Raw genomic sequence first — 14,635 nt, forward strand, 5'->3', positions numbered from 1 at the left:
CGGCGTGTGCAGCTTCACCCCCCTCTGCCCTGCCGGGCATCTCCCCCTCAAGGGGGGAGATCGGCAGGGCGCTAACCCTCGCTCCACCCTCAGCCTTACGTGAGGACGAGACCTAACCGCGAGTCGATCTCCCCCCTTGAGGGGGAGATGTCCGGCAGGACAGAGGGGGGTGAGCAGCAAACGCCGACCCTGAAATTTCAGAACACCATCTAAACCCACCCCAAGAGGAGGATCACCATGAGCACAGGTTTCTTCGGCGATATTGCCAAGATCAAATATGAAGGCCCCGACAGCACCAACCCGCTGGCCTTCCGTCATTACAACCCCGACGAAATCGTCGCCGGCAAGCGCATGGAAGATCACCTGCGTTTTGCGGTGGCCTATTGGCACACCTTCACCTGGCCGGGCGGCGACCCCTTCGGCGGCCAGACGTTCCTGCGCCCATGGTTCGAAGATACGATGCAGGCGGCAAAACTGAAGGCGGATGTGGCTTTCGAATTCTTCTCGCTGCTCGGTTCGCCGTTTTATTGCTTCCACGACGCCGATGTGCGCCCGGAGGGCCGGAACTTCGCGGAGAATACCAAGAACCTCAACGAGATCGTTGATTATTTTGCCCAAAAGCAGGCCGATACCGGCGTGAAGCTCCTTTGGGGCACGGCGAACCTCTTCTCCAACCGTCGCTTCATGTCGGGTGCTGCCACCAATCCGGACCCGGATGTTTTCGCTTTCTCCGCCGCGACCGTGAAGACCTGCATGGACGCCACCAAGAAGCTCGGCGGCGCGAACTATGTTCTGTGGGGCGGCCGCGAAGGTTACGAGACCCTGCTCAACACCGATCTGTCGCGTGAACTCGACCAGCTCGGCCGCTTCCTCAATCTGGTGGTGGAATATAAATACAAGATCGGCTTCGAAGGCACGATCCTGATCGAGCCGAAGCCGCAGGAGCCGACCAAGCACCAGTATGACTACGACGTCGCCACCGTTTACGCCTTCCTGCAGAAGAACGGTCTGGAAAAGGAAGTGAAGGTCAATATCGAGCAGGGCCATGCCATTCTCGCCGGCCATTCCTTCGAGCATGAGCTCGCCATGGCCAATGCCTTCGGCATTTTCGGCTCCATCGACATGAACCGCAACGACTACCAGTCCGGCTGGGATACCGACCAGTTCCCCAACAACGTGCCGGAAATGGCTCTCGCTTATTATCATGTTCTGGCCGGTGGCGGTTTCAAGAACGGCGGCACCAACTTCGACTCCAAGCTGCGTCGTCAGTCGCTCGATCCGCAGGACCTGCTGATCGGCCATATCGGCGGCATGGATTGCTGCGCCCGCGGCCTGAAGGCGGCGGCGAAGATGATCGAGGACGGCGCGCTGTCGAAGCCGCTTGCGGAGCGTTACGCCGGGTGGGATTCGGCTGAAGCCCAGAAGATGCTGCGCGGCGAGCTGAAGCTGGAAGAGATTGCCGCTCTGGTGGAGCGTGAGGATATCAATCCCGAGCCGAAGTCCGGCCGTCAGGAATATCTCGAAAACGTGGTCAATCGTTACGTTTGATGCGGTGGAGGGGGCGATGGCAGCGTCGCCCCCTCATCGCCTCGCTTCGCTCCGGTACTTCTCCCCGGCGGGGAGAAGAACAAGCGGGGTGCTCTTTGCCCAAAGCGACCTCTCCTGAGAATATGCTGCGGTCACTGCACATTTCTTCTCCCCGGCCGGGGAGAAGGTGGCCCGAAGGGCCGGATGAGGGGGCCCGCTCGCCATCTCTTCCCAAAGGCGAGGACAATTCCACACCGCCACTCCTTCCTTTTCAGTCACTTCCCAAAAAATACGTCCCCACTCATCCCCATCAGCTGATTTAGCCGCATCATTCCTCTCGCAACCGGAACGGAAGGGCGATGCGCGCGGCGCCCTTCGCGAACCGGAGGCCGGCATCGACAAGCATGGTTCTGGCAGATCGTGTTTCGGAAAGGCATTCCGCCGGGCCAGAGGCGGGAAGGACCGATCCGATAGGTGCCGTGAAAAGGCTGTGACCGACGGGCTGCCGTGGCGGCCCTGATGATACGGCCCGGTGAATGCAACGACTTCCACCACCTCCCATATTCCACCCGCATTCTCCGGGTCGATGCCTTGCGCCGCCGGCAAACCGCTGCGGTGGCACTCCCCCATACAAAGCGCTTTGGACTTGTTAACTGCGCATCCTGAAACGTTGTAGATTCCTGCCGCCCACGACTGTACCTGCCGGCCGACATGGTCTAAACCGCTGCTGATCTTTTCACGCTCGATGGACAGAGAAGGGCCTCGTAGATGACCGATCCCAAAACGCTAGCCGCCCGTTTCCCCGGCGATTTCCTGTTCGGCGTCGCGACCGCCTCTTTCCAGATCGAAGGCTCCACGAAGGCAGATGGCCGCAAGCCCTCCATCTGGGACGCCTTCTGCAATATGCCGGGCCATGTCTTCGAGCGTCACAATGGCGATATTGCCTGCGATCACTACAATCGCTGGGAGCAGGATCTCGATCTCATCAAGGACATGGGTGTCGAGGCTTATCGTTTCTCCATCGCCTGGCCGCGCATCATTCCGGATGGTTTCGGGCCGATCAACGAGAAGGGGCTGGATTTCTACGACCGCCTCGTCGATGGCTGCAAGGCGCGCGGCATCAAGACCTATGCGACGCTTTACCATTGGGACCTGCCGCTGACGCTGATGGGCGATGGCGGCTGGGCCTCGCGCTCCACTGCGCACGCCTTCCAGCGATACGCCAAGACCGTGATGGCCCGCCTGGGGGATCGGCTGGATGCGGTGGCGACCTTCAACGAGCCCTGGTGCGCGGTGTGGCTCAGCCATCTCTATGGCATTCATGCGCCGGGCGAGCGCAACATGGAGGCAGCCCTTGCCGCCATGCATCACATCAATCTCGCCCATGGTTTCGGCGTGGAAGCCTCCCGCCATGTCGCGCCGAAGGTGCCGGTGGGGCTGGTGCTGAACGCCCATTCCGTCATCCCGGCTTCCGATAGCGACGCCGATCTCAAGGCCGCCGAACGGGCCTTCCAGTTCCACAACGGCGCGTTTTTCGATCCGGTCTTCAAGGGCGAATATCCGCCCGAGATGATGGAGGCGCTGGGAAGCCGCATGCCGGTGGTGGAGGCGGAAGACCTTTCCATCATCAGCCAGAAGCTCGACTGGTGGGGCCTGAATTATTACACGCCGATGCGTGTCGCCGACGATGCGACACCGGGCGCGGAATTCCCCGCCACGACACCGGCCCCGGCCGTCAGCGATGTGAAGACCGATATCGGCTGGGAGGTCTATGCCCCGGCGCTCCAGTCGCTGGTGGAAACGCTCTATAAACGTTACGACCTGCCGGATTGCTACATCACCGAAAACGGCGCCTGCTATAATATGGGCGTCGAAAACGGCGAGGTGGATGACCAGCCGCGTCTCGACTATTACGCCGAACATCTCGGCATCGTCGCCGATCTCATCCGCGAGGGTTATCCGATGCGCGGTTATTTCGCCTGGAGCCTGATGGATAATTTCGAATGGGCTGAGGGCTATCGCATGCGCTTCGGTCTCGTGCATGTGGATTACGACACGCAGGTGCGGACGCTGAAGAACAGCGGCAAATGGTACAGCGCGCTGGCTTCGGGCTTTCCGAAGGGGAACCATGGTCTGGCGAAGCCGTAACGGTCACCTCCCTCATCCCTGTGCTCGTCACAGGGATCCAGCCAGCCCAAGTCCTTGGGCTGAGGGGAGTCTTTCCGCCACGCGGACGCGTGTCGACTGGATTCCTGTGACGAGCACAGGAATGAGGGTTGGGGGGCGGTCCTGCATGAACTTTACGCGCCGAATCCGGTAGCAGGCGACGTGTCAGCGCCCGCCGCAATAAAGTTCTCTCCCCTTATTATCAGTTTTCCAAACTTTTTTGTCGGTTACCCGGCGGTGCCTGCTTGCGCCCGCCGTCCCGCCTCCTATGTCAGACGGGCTACGAAGGCGTAGCACCCGTTCTGGCGTCCAAGGGGCAGGGCGGGTTGGTCCTCCCAGGGAAAACGAAGATGCTTATCGAAAAACTCAACTGGCGTTACGCCACCAAGAAAATGGATCCTTCCAAGGCCGTGTCGGAAGACAAGGTCGAGCGCATTGTCGAGGCGGCGCGGCTTGCCCCCACCTCCAGCGGTCTTCAGCCCTTCGAGGTGATCGTCGTCACCGATCCGGAAGTGCGCGCCAAAATCCGCGAGATCGCCTGGAACCAGGCGCAGGTCACCGACGGTTCGCATCTGCTGGTTTTTGCGGCATGGGACAATTACACCGAAGAGCGGATCAACCGCATGTTCGATCTGGTCAACGAAGAACGCGGCATCAAGAATGAAGGCTGGGAAGCCTATCGCCAGATGCTGCTTTCCACCTATCCGCAGCGCGAGCAGCAGGTGAATTTCGAACATGCCGCCCGTCAGGCCTATATCGGCTTCGGCATGGCCGTGGCGCAGGCCGCTTTCGAGGGCGTGGATTCCACTCCGATGGAAGGCTTCGACCCGGCAAAGCTCGATGAAATCCTCGGCCTGCGCGAGAAGGGCCTGCGCTCCGTCACCATCCTGCCGCTCGGTTATCGCCAGCCGGAAGGCGACTGGCTGGTGAACCTGAAGAAGGTGCGCCGCCCGGCCGATGAATTTGTCAGCCGCGTCTGATTTTACGCCGCTCGCGAAAGCTAAAGCATTTCCAGGAAAAGTGGAATCCGGTTTTCCGTCCGGAAATGCGGCACACAAAGAGCTGGAGCATTTTTGCGATTCGAAGAACGCAAAAATGCTCCAGACTGCCGCAGGGCTGCACACGCGGCTTTGCGGTAGATTTTTCCTCTCTTTTCAGATAATTGAAAAAACATCCCTGTTAAAAGGTGGCGTGTGCGGGCAAGTATGCGCCATCGAATTGCCGATCCCCGGCATTTCTGAGTGAAAGCCTGACGAAATGACCCGGAAAATCAGCTGTCATCGAATGTGCCAGAAGGCTGCATGAAGAGAGCGGTTCAGCACCGCAACAGGATTTTTTGAGACCCGATCCGTCACGCATTCCCAGAGTTTACAATGAGTTTTCCATCCAGCGCGGCATCCCCCGCGCGCCAAGAACAGGCGGTCCCTGAAGGGTCGGCAAAGGAGCCTATGGTCACGTTTGAAGGCGTGACCAAGACCTTTGGCGGCGCCGGCGGCAAGCCCGGATTCGCAGCCCTTGCCGGTATCGACTACGTCGTGCCGAAAGGCTCCATCACCGGCATCATCGGCCGCTCGGGTGCGGGCAAGTCCACGCTCATCCGCCTCGCCAACGGCCTTGAAAAGCCCTCGACCGGCCGCGTGGTCGTCGATGGCGTCGATGTCGCGGCGCTCGATGAAAAGAGCCTGCGCACGCTGCGCCGTTCCGTCGGCATGATCTTCCAGCACTTTAATCTTTTGTCCTCGCGCACCGCTTTCGACAATGTGGCCCTGCCGCTCGAAATCGCCGGCATGGGCAAGAAGGAGATCGAAACGCGCGTTGCGCCGCTGCTCGATCTCGTCGGCCTTTCCGACAAGGCCAATCGTTATCCGGCGGAACTCTCCGGCGGCCAGAAGCAGCGTGTCGGCATTGCCCGTGCGCTCGCCACCCAGCCGAAGCTGCTCCTCTCCGACGAGGCGACATCGGCGCTCGATCCGGAAACGACGCAATCCATTCTCGAACTGCTGAAGCGCATCAATGCCGAGCTGGGGCTCACCGTACTGCTCATCACCCACGAGATGGAGGTGGTGAAGACCATCGCCTCGCAGGTGGCGGTCATCGACAGGGGCCTGATCGTCGAGCAAGGCACGACCTTCGATATCTTCACCGCACCGAAACATGAGACCACCCGCAGCCTGCTGTCGTCCTCGGTCGGCGTGAAGCTGCCGCATTGGGTCACTTCGGGCCTGAAACCGCAGGCGGCGGAAGGCGACCGCGTTCTGGTGCGTCTGGTGTTCTTCGGCGAGACGGCCTTCCAGCCGCTGACGGCGCGCCTCGTCGCCGAAATCGGCCCGGACGTGAACATCCTTGCCGGCACCATCGAGGAAATTTCCGGCCAGCCCTTCGGCTCGCTGGTCGTCTCCTATCCGGCCTCGGCGGATATCACCGCCCGCGCCAATCGCTTTTATGCTGAGACCGGTCTTCACACGGAGGTGCTCGGTTATGTCGCCTGATATGCTGTTCAGCCTTCTCTCCAAGGGCCTGTTGCAGACGCTGCACATGGTCGCCGTTGCTGGCATCGTCGGCTCGCTGATCGGCGTGCCCATGGGCGTTTTCCTTGCCACCAGCGGCAAGGGCGAGCTGTTTCCGGCGCCGATGACCAACCGGATCCTCGGCCTCGTCGTGAACGCCGCGCGCTCCACGCCCTTCATCATTCTGGTGGTGGCGATCATTCCGTTCACCCGTCTCGTCGCCGGCACCTCCATCGGCACCAGCGCGGCCATCGTGCCGCTGACGGTCGCAACCGTGCCCTTCATCGCAAGGCTGGTGGAAGCGGCGATCCGCGAGGTGGACAAGGGCCTGATCGAGGCCGCCCGCGCCATGGGCGCCACGCCGCTGCAGATCGTGACCAAGGTGCTTCTGGCCGAGGCGAAGCCCGGCATCACGCTGGCGCTCACGCTCACGCTGGTCAGCCTCATCGGTTATTCGGCCATGGTCGGCGCGGTCGGCGGCGGCGGGCTGGGCGATCTCGGCATCCGCTACGGTTACCAGCGCTTCATGCCGGATGTGATGCTGGTCGTGGTTCTGGTGCTGATCGTGCTGGTGCAGCTGGTGCAGAGCGCCGGCGACAGGCTGGCCCGCAGCTTCGACAAGCGGACCCGGAAGAATTAACTGCGTTTATAATAACAACCCAAGGAGACACCCATGAAGAAACTCATTCTCGCGGCTTCGCTCGCCGCTCTCTTCACCGCCGGTCAGGCGCTGGCCGAGACCATCAAGATCGGCGTAACCCCCGCTGAGCACGCGCAGATCATGGAGCAGGTGAAGAAGATCGCGGCCGCCAAGGGTCTCGATATCGATATCGTCGAATTCTCCGACTATGTCGTGCCGAACCAGGCGCTGGCCGATGGCGAGCTGCAGGCCAACTCCTTCCAGCACCAGCCTTACCTCGACAACCAGATCGCTGACCGCAAGTTCGATCTCGTCAGCGTCGGCACCACCATCACCACCCCGATGGGCGTTTATTCGAAGAAGGTGAAGAACCTCGACGAGCTGAAGGACGGCGCAACCGTCGGCATTCCGAACGACCCGACCAATGGCGGCCGCGCGCTGCTGGTTCTCGCTTCCAAGGGCGTGCTCAAGGTCAAGGAAGAAGCCGGCCTCAAGGTAACGCCTGCCGACATCACCGAAAACCCGAAGAACATCCAGATCGTCGAACTCGACGCCGCCCAGCTGCCGCGCTCGCTTGACGATACCGACGCTTCGGTCATCAACACCAACTATGCGACGGCTGCCGGCCTGAACCCGAAGAAGGACGCCATCGCCATCGAAAGCGAAAAGTCCCCTTACGCGAACGTCATCGCCGTTCGTGCGCAGGACAAGGACAAGCCGTGGGTGAAGACGCTGGTTGAATCCTACCAGAGCCCGGAAGTGAAGGCCTTCATTCTGGAAAAGTACAACGGCACGGTCATCCCGTCCTGGTAAGCCGCTCCAGCACTAGATCAGACCGGTATTTAAGGCGAAAACCGCTTACACTTTTCGCCATCCCGGCTTAAAAAAATCACGACCTCTCCCGTTCGCGGGGGAGGTTTTTTCTTTTCCGGACGGACGCAAATCCGCTTTCCATGAAAAACCCAGGGCATTTCAGGGAAGGATTTTTCAGCGCCTCTGCCAGACTGTCGTTTTATACCCGTAGTTTTTTGGGGCGGGGCCACAATGCGGCTTAACCGCTTTTGAATGTTTCCTTCGGAAGATGATGCTTTCGAAGGGGATTTTATGCGGATTGCGCCGCGCAACATTGGGGACTATTTGCCGGTCGGGCGCAGAACCGCCGTGGGCGTCGTATTGTCCACCTTCGCGCTGGTGCTTATCATCGTCACCGCGCTGGTTTTATCCGCCTTGAGCCAGGTCCGGGAAAAGGCCAACCTGCTCGACAATGCCCGTTCGCGCGAGACGACGGCGGGCGCCCTCGTCACCTTTCGCGAACAGCTCGGCGCGACGCTGAACGACTACGCCGCCTGGGACGATGCCGCCGAATATGTCTATGCCCCTGATCGGTTCGACTGGGTGGCAAGCAATTATGGCGAGATGACGGTCAATAACGATCTCTTCGATACGGCCGTGGTCATCGATGAGGACGGCAAGGTCCGCATGGCCTATCAGGACGGCAAGCCGGTGGCATGGAAGCCGGACGCCTATTTTGCCGGCGGCCTCCGGGAAATGATCGAGCGCGTGCGTTCCATGCGTCCGGGTATCACCTCGCAGGTGACCGGTTTCGTCAAGACCAGCGATGGCGTCGCCGCCGCGGGCGTTGCGCTCGTGCGGATGAAGTCCGGGGCGTTGCCGCCGGTCGGTGCGGAGCGGCGTTATCTGGTTTTCGCCCGTCATCTCAAGCAGGCGACGGTGGACAAGCTTGCCCGCAATTACGTCATCGACGGTCTGGAACTGCAATATGGCGACGGGCCCGCCGCCAACCATGTGGATATCGTCAATCCGCTGGGGGAGGTGCTGGCCCGGCTCGTCTGGCGCTCGCACCTGCCGGGAGACGTCAGCTTTCATGAGGCGCGTCCGGTCGTCTTTACCGCGCTTGGCATTGCCGGCACGTTTTTTCTGGTGCTGCTCATCATCGGTTCGGCCACGCTCGACCGCCTGAAGGCGGATGAGGCGGCGGCGCGGGAGGAGGCGCTGCGCGACCGGCTGAGCGGGCTCAGCAACCGCGCCGGGCTCTTCGCCAGGCTGAACCGCATGGTCGACAGGGGTCGCCATGACAAGACGGATATCAAGCTGCTCTATCTCGATCTCGACGGTTTCAAGGAAATCAACGATTCCTACGGCCATGCCGCCGGCGACCGGCTGATCAAGGGTGTGGCGGCGGCGCTGAGAGTGCTGGTGCCGGAAGGCGCGGTGCTGGCGCGGCTCGGCGGCGACGAATTCGCCATCGCCATTCAGGGCAACGACGTCTGGGCCGAAGGCCGCAAACTGTGTCTGGCGCTTCTCGAACTCTTTACCGAGCCTTTCAGCATCGGTGAAAGGGTGGCGAGCATCGGTTGCAGCATCGGCACCTCGGTTTCCCGCGCCGGCGATATCAATGGCGAGGAGTTGCTGCGGCGTGCCGATATGGCCATGTATCAGGCCAAGGAGAACGGACGCGGGCGTTATGTTTCCTATGAGCTGAAGATGGATGCGCTGCGCGAGGAAAAGCTGCAGCTCGAAGCCGATCTTCGCTCCGCCATTCTGAACGACGAGATACAGGTGGTCTATCAGCCGGTCGTCAGCGCCGCCACGCGCTGTATTACCGGGGTAGAGGCGCTGGCCCGCTGGCAGCGGCCGGGATATGGCTTCGTGCCGCCGGATATCTTCATTGCGGCTGCCGAAACCAGCGGCCTTATCGACCGGCTCGGCCTTCTCGTCCTGCACAAGGCCTGCGAGACGGCGCAGCTATGGCCGTCCATCAAGCTCTCGGTGAATATCTCTCCCGTGCAGTTCCGCAATCCGGCCTTCTCCGGCCATGTGGCCGATATTCTCGACGCGACGCAGACGCCGCCTGAAAGGCTGCGGCTGGAAATGACGGAAGGTTATTTCATCCAGCATCCGGAACGGGCGAGTGCGGCCATCGACAAGCTGAAACAGCTTGGCCTGCATATAGCGCTCGACGATTTCGGCGCCGGCTTCGCCAGCGTCGGTTATCTGCGCCGCTTCGGTTTCGACCGCATGAAGATCGACCGTTCGCTGATCATGGCGCTCGACAAGGGCGGTCGGTCGCTGGAAATGCTGCAGGCCACCGTGGCGCTGGCAAAGTCGCTCGACATTCCGGTGACGGCCGAAGGCGTGGAAACGGAAGAGCAGGCGGCCATCCTGCATCTGTGCGGCTGCGATGAGTTGCAGGGTTACCTGTTCTCGAAACCGGTTGCGGCGGAAGAGATCACCGCCATGCTGGACGGGCAGGACGCGCCGCTCTTTGCGTTGCGGGCAGGGGCGTGAGGCTGATTACTTCCACCCATTCTTGATCACCTGAAGGTGCGGCCCATTTCTTCTCCCCGCCGGGGAGAAGGTGGCCCGAGGGGTCGGATGAGGGGGCGACGTCGCCGGATTTCGGAGAGCTTGCCCCCTCATCCCGCTGCCGCGGACTTCTCCCCGACGGGGAGAAGAAACACGCGGCGCCCGCTCAAACAAACCCCAACCGTTATGCAGTCCGATAGCCGACGGGGATTACCGCCCCAGATGCCGCTCGCCGCGCTTCTTTGCCAGTTCGATCTGCTGCTGCCGGTCGCGGAAACGCTGGCGGTCCTCTTCGCTGCGGTCGTCGTAGCAGCTCGGGCAGGACACGCCTTCCTCGAATTTGGGGGATAGGCGCACTTCCGGTGTGATCGGGTTGCGGCAGGCGTGGCAGAGCTGGTGGTCGCCTTCGGCAAGGCCATGTACCACCGAGACGCGCTCATCGAACACGAAGCAGGCGCCTTCCCACAGGCTTTCTTCTTCCGGCACTTCTTCCAGATATTTCAGGATGCCGCCCTTGAGGTGATAGACCTCGTCGAACCCCTGTTCCTTCATGAAGGCGGTGGCCTTTTCGCAGCGAATGCCGCCGGTGCAATACATGGCGATCTTCGGCTTGTTGTGCAGGCCGGGATTGTTCTTCACCCAGTCGGGAAATTCGCGGAAGGTTTTCGTCTGCGGATCGACAGCGCCCTTGAAGACGCCGATGGCGGTCTCGTAATCGTTGCGGGTGTCGATGACGATTGTATCCGGATCGGAGATCAGCTCGTTCCAGTCGCGCGGGTCGACATAGGTGCCGACGATGCGGTTCGGATCGATATCCGGCACGCCCATGGTGACGATCTCTTTCTTGAGCTTCACCTTTAGCCGCACGAAAGGCATGTGCGAGGCGCGGCTTTCCTTGTGCTCCAGCGCGGCGAATTCCGGCTGGGCGCGCAGGAAGGAGAGCACGGCGTGAATGCCCGCATCCGGCCCGGCAATGGTGCCGTTGATACCTTCGGCGGCAAGCAGCAGCGTGCCCTTGACGCCGTTTTCCTGGCAGAGCGCAAACAACGGCTCGCGTAGGCTCTCGAACCGCGGCAGGCGGGCGAAATGATAAAGCGCGGCCACAAGGAAATCACCAGAGACTTCCGGGCGGGGGAGAATGGTCGTGTCGGTCATGGGCGCTGAAATACAGCGACGGCGACCGCAAAGCAATATTTATCGGCGGGTTCGGGTATTTTGAAAATCGTCAAATCGGGAGGATTTGCGGGCTTCCTGTCATTCCTGCCGCCGTGTGCAGGCAACGGAATGACGGAGGTGGGCGAGCGCCGAAAGTGGCGTTTGGGCTATTTCGCCGCCTGCCGCCACAACAGGCCGACGATCCGGCTTTCGGTGCGGGCGGATTCGGAAAACACCTCGTTCGCCAGCGCAAGGCCTTCCGTGCGCAGTGCCTGTTGTCTTTCGATGATGGCATCGAGCAGCAGGGCCAGCCGCTCGCCATTGCCGAAACGCTCCGGTTCGCGGTCTGCGACGGCGGCGAGAACCGAGAGATCGTGCTCGTGGCCGAGAATGTCCACCAGCCGCTTGGTATCGGCCCGCTTGGCGCGCATGGCGGAAGGCCAGAGCCGGCGCATCAGGCCAAGATGCATCCAATAGGCCTGCCCGGACTTGCGCAATTCATGGAAATGCTCAACGTCGGCCTGTTCGTGGCAATCGGTGAGCGCCTTGCGTGCCGTTTTCCTCTGTTTCGCCCAGGCGCTTCTGAGCAGCCGGGCGGTGTCTTTCAACTCATCCGGCAGCGACAGGTCCTCGAGCTTCCTGCGCGCTTCCCCGCAGCCGGCGATGGCGGCGGCAATGGCCTCGTCGAGACCTGCCTCATGTTCTATGGCGTCGTCGCGGCGCGCGCGCAGCATCGCGGTGATCGAGCGCAGCGCTTCGCCCTGGGCATCGGAACGCGCGAAGGCCTCGAGATATTCCGCCGTCTCCACCAGCGCCGTGGCATCGCGCGCAAAGGCGAGGGAGCGGGCGATATCGCGAATACGGGCGTTTTCCTCACGGCCGAAATCCGGCGCCGCCCTGCGGATGAGGCGATAGAGGGCGCGCAGTCGCTTGAACCGCTTGCGGGCGTCGTGCACGGCCTCGTGCGATCCGGACGGCTGGTCGCGAAGGATCGTGACCGTATCGTCGATCAGCTCCAGCCCGGCCCGACGGATTTCATTGTCGAAGGGCTTTTTCGGATCAATTCTGAAGGGCATCCGGCAAGTCTCCGTTCGGACAGTCCATGGCGAGCGACTGGTTGGAGAAGCGCTTGTCTCCGGTGACTTCCCTGCCCAGCCAGGACGGCAGATCGGGATCGGCATTCTCGTCGTTCATTTCCACTTCCGCCACCACCAGCCCGTGATATTTCCCTTCGAAAACATCCACTTCCCAGGTGAAGCCGCCGTGGTCGACAGTGTGGCGGGTTTTTTCGATCACCACGCCCGGCGCGCTTGCCATCAGCTCTTCGGCGTCCTTGAGGGGTATGGAATATTCATATTCGTCGCGGACCAGCGCGCTTGCGCCGATCTTGATGGTCAGGGTCGCATCGCGCCGGTCGACGATCCTGACCCGGACCGAGCGGTTTTCCATCGAGGCGACATATGCCTGCCGGAAAGCCATGCTATGCGTGACCTCATTGCGCCATTCACCGCCTGCAACAAGAAACTTCCGTTCAATTTCCTTGGCCATGCTGTCTCCGCGAACTGGGGGGCCAGATTATCGCAATATGATAGTGCGATGAAGCGAATTGATTGAAGTATCTGGATAAAAATGCGGCTGGCGCGCCTCGACATGAAAGCCGAGGCAGGCTAATCGGTAGACGGAATTTCAATCGTTTCAATTGCGCAAGGGAGGCTCATCTTGGCCCAGGACTCCGAAAAACTGCTCTCCATCCTCAAGCTCCAGCCGGTCGTGCCGGTGCTGATCGTGGATGACGCCGCTTCCGCCGTGCCGCTTGCGCGCGCTTTGGTCGCAGGCGGCCTGAAGGCAATCGAGATCACCATGCGCACACCGGCGGCGCTCGATGCCATCCGCGCGGTTGCGGCGGAAGTGGAGGGCGCGAATGTCGGCGCCGGCACCATTCTCAATGCCCGGGATTTCGAAGCTGCGGCGGAAGCCGGCTCCACCTTCATCGTCAGCCCCGGCATCAATAAAAGCGTGCTGGAAGCCGCGCGCGGTTCCAAAGTGCCGCTGCTTCCGGGTGCTGCCACCGCCAGCGAAGTCATGGCGCTGCGCGACGAGGGTTACAAGGTGCTGAAGTTCTTCCCCGCTGAACAGGCCGGCGGCGCACCTTATCTCAAGGCGCTGTCTTCGCCGCTCGCCGGCACCGTCTTCTGCCCGACCGGCAGCGTGTCGCTCAAGAACGCCAATGACTATCTCTCCCTGCCGAACGTCGTCTGCGTCGGCGGTTCCTGGGTCGCCCCGCGCGAACTGGTGGCGACGGGTGACTGGGCGGGCATCACCAAGCTTGCCGCCGAAGCCGCCGCACTGCGCGGCTGATTTGCATTCTGTCAAACCCGTTCACGAAGGCGTGAGCGGGTTTGACATTTGTATTCGGCCCACGGCTTCCTATCTCCCCTGTAGATTTGACCTCTACAGGAGATTTTGATGTTCGACGCCAAGAAGCTTCTTGAACAATTCCTCGGCTCGCAGGTGCCGGGCCTTTCGGGAAGCGTCCGTGACAGAGCCGGGCAGGCCGCCGATATCGCCAAGAACAATCCGCTTAAGGCCGGTGCGCTCGCCGCCGCCATTCTGGGCACCAAGACCGGCCGCAAGCTTGCCGGCAATGTCGCCACCATTGGCGGCGTGGCCGCCATCGCGGGCCTCGGTTACCTCGCCTACAAGAATTACAAGTCCGGCCAGGCGCCTGAAGCCGCGCCGAAACCCGAGCCGGAGCTTCTCGCCCCGCCCGCCGATTCCGCCTTCCACCCGCAATCGCCCGCCCTTTCCAATGATTTTGCGCTGAAGCTTATCCAGGCGATGATCGCCGCCGCCAAGGCGGACGGCCATATCGATGAGAAGGAGCGCGCCAACATCATGGACAAGGTGCAGGTCTCCGGCCTCGATAGCGAAGCCGAGCGGTTCCTCGAAAAGGAACTGGCCGATCCGCTCGACATCGACGCGCTGGTGGCTGCTGCCCGCACGGAAGAGCAGAAGGTGGAGCTTTACACCGCCTCGCGGCTTGCCATTGAGGCCGATACGCGGGCGGAGCGGGGCTATCTCGACCTTCTTGCCGGGCGGCTTGGATTGCCGGATGCGCTGGTCGACCATATCGAGGCGACGGTGGTGGCGGCGAAGGTTTGAGGTTAGCCTCGGCGGGCGCGGCTCACCCCCCTCTGCCCTGCCGGGCATCTCCCCCTCAAGGGGGGAGATCAGCCAGAAGGAAACACTCGCTCACTCGCAACGTTGAAGATGGCCGAGAGGTCGCCACAGGTCGATCTCCCCCCTTGTGGGG

The 14,635-nt window shown here is 61.6% G+C and carries 13 protein-coding genes; 10 read left to right on the top strand and 3 right to left on the bottom strand.

Going from position 1 to position 14,635, the window contains the following annotated elements:
- The first annotated feature begins 237 nt into the window (after nucleotides 1–237).
- The 8 genes from xylA to I3J13_RS24265 all read left to right on the top strand — a co-directional run bounded on the left by xylA (nucleotide 238) and on the right by I3J13_RS24265 (nucleotide 10,149).
- Entirely contained in the window at nucleotides 238–1,548 is a 1,311-nt protein-coding gene (gene xylA / locus I3J13_RS24230; protein ID WP_080853571.1) for a xylose isomerase, read from the top strand.
- Nucleotides 1,549–2,295: 747 nt separating this feature from the next.
- A complete protein-coding gene (locus I3J13_RS24235; RefSeq protein ID WP_196380523.1) occupies nucleotides 2,296–3,675 on the top strand; it encodes a GH1 family beta-glucosidase in 1,380 nt (459 codons plus the stop codon).
- A 368-nt stretch (nucleotides 3,676–4,043) separates the two neighbouring features.
- Complete coding sequence (locus I3J13_RS24240) at nucleotides 4,044–4,673, top strand: NAD(P)H-dependent oxidoreductase (protein ID WP_080853569.1); 630 nt, start codon at nucleotides 4,044–4,046, stop codon at nucleotides 4,671–4,673.
- Nucleotides 4,651–4,938: a hypothetical protein gene (locus I3J13_RS24245; RefSeq protein WP_196380524.1), complete on the top strand. Its 288-nt coding sequence runs from the start codon at nucleotides 4,651–4,653 to the stop codon at nucleotides 4,936–4,938. The genes I3J13_RS24240 and I3J13_RS24245 overlap by 23 nt, the downstream gene beginning before the upstream one ends.
- Before the next feature lie 203 nt (nucleotides 4,939–5,141).
- Nucleotides 5,142–6,182, top strand: a complete 1,041-nt coding sequence (locus I3J13_RS24250; RefSeq protein WP_196380525.1) for a methionine ABC transporter ATP-binding protein — start codon at nucleotides 5,142–5,144, stop codon at nucleotides 6,180–6,182.
- The gene (locus I3J13_RS24255; RefSeq protein ID WP_004433403.1) at nucleotides 6,172–6,840 is read left to right on the top strand and encodes a methionine ABC transporter permease; all 669 of its coding nucleotides are present in this window, start codon (nucleotides 6,172–6,174) and stop codon (nucleotides 6,838–6,840) included. The genes I3J13_RS24250 and I3J13_RS24255 overlap by 11 nt, the downstream gene beginning before the upstream one ends.
- 33 nt (nucleotides 6,841–6,873) lie before the next feature.
- Complete coding sequence (locus tag I3J13_RS24260; RefSeq protein WP_004433407.1) at nucleotides 6,874–7,653, top strand: MetQ/NlpA family ABC transporter substrate-binding protein; 780 nt, start codon at nucleotides 6,874–6,876, stop codon at nucleotides 7,651–7,653.
- A gap of 252 nt (nucleotides 7,654–7,905) precedes the next feature.
- Nucleotides 7,906–10,149 carry a bifunctional diguanylate cyclase/phosphodiesterase gene (locus I3J13_RS24265; protein WP_196380526.1) on the top strand — a complete coding sequence of 748 codons (2,244 nt, stop codon included), beginning with the start codon at nucleotides 7,906–7,908 and terminating at the stop codon, nucleotides 10,147–10,149.
- 228 nt (nucleotides 10,150–10,377) lie between these two features.
- On the opposite strand, the gene trhO is transcribed toward I3J13_RS24265, so the two are convergent.
- The 3 genes from trhO to I3J13_RS24280 all read right to left on the bottom strand — a co-directional run bounded on the left by trhO (nucleotide 10,378) and on the right by I3J13_RS24280 (nucleotide 12,870).
- Nucleotides 10,378–11,322, bottom strand: a complete 945-nt coding sequence (gene trhO / locus I3J13_RS24270) for an oxygen-dependent tRNA uridine(34) hydroxylase TrhO (protein WP_080853567.1) — start codon at nucleotides 11,320–11,322, stop codon at nucleotides 10,378–10,380.
- A 167-nt stretch (nucleotides 11,323–11,489) separates the two neighbouring features.
- Nucleotides 11,490–12,398, bottom strand: a complete 909-nt coding sequence (locus I3J13_RS24275; protein WP_196380527.1) for a CHAD domain-containing protein — start codon at nucleotides 12,396–12,398, stop codon at nucleotides 11,490–11,492.
- Nucleotides 12,382–12,870 carry a CYTH domain-containing protein gene (locus I3J13_RS24280; RefSeq protein ID WP_004433417.1) on the bottom strand — a complete coding sequence of 163 codons (489 nt, stop codon included), beginning with the start codon at nucleotides 12,868–12,870 and terminating at the stop codon, nucleotides 12,382–12,384. Before I3J13_RS24280 ends, I3J13_RS24275 begins: the two co-directional genes overlap by 17 nt.
- 171 nt (nucleotides 12,871–13,041) lie before the next feature.
- On the opposite strand from I3J13_RS24280, the gene I3J13_RS24285 reads away from it, so the two are divergent.
- The gene (locus tag I3J13_RS24285) at nucleotides 13,042–13,680 is read left to right on the top strand and encodes a 2-dehydro-3-deoxy-phosphogluconate aldolase (protein WP_035226090.1); all 639 of its coding nucleotides are present in this window, start codon (nucleotides 13,042–13,044) and stop codon (nucleotides 13,678–13,680) included.
- A 108-nt stretch (nucleotides 13,681–13,788) separates the two neighbouring features.
- Nucleotides 13,789–14,484 (top strand): tellurite resistance TerB family protein, encoded by a 696-nt coding sequence (locus I3J13_RS24290; RefSeq protein WP_004445183.1) that lies wholly within the window; start codon nucleotides 13,789–13,791, stop codon nucleotides 14,482–14,484.
- Nucleotides 14,485–14,635: the final 151 nt, after the last annotated feature.

The sequence above is a fragment of the Agrobacterium leguminum genome (genome assembly GCF_015704895.1).
In the GTDB taxonomy this organism is placed as follows: domain Bacteria; phylum Pseudomonadota; class Alphaproteobacteria; order Rhizobiales; family Rhizobiaceae; genus Agrobacterium; species Agrobacterium leguminum.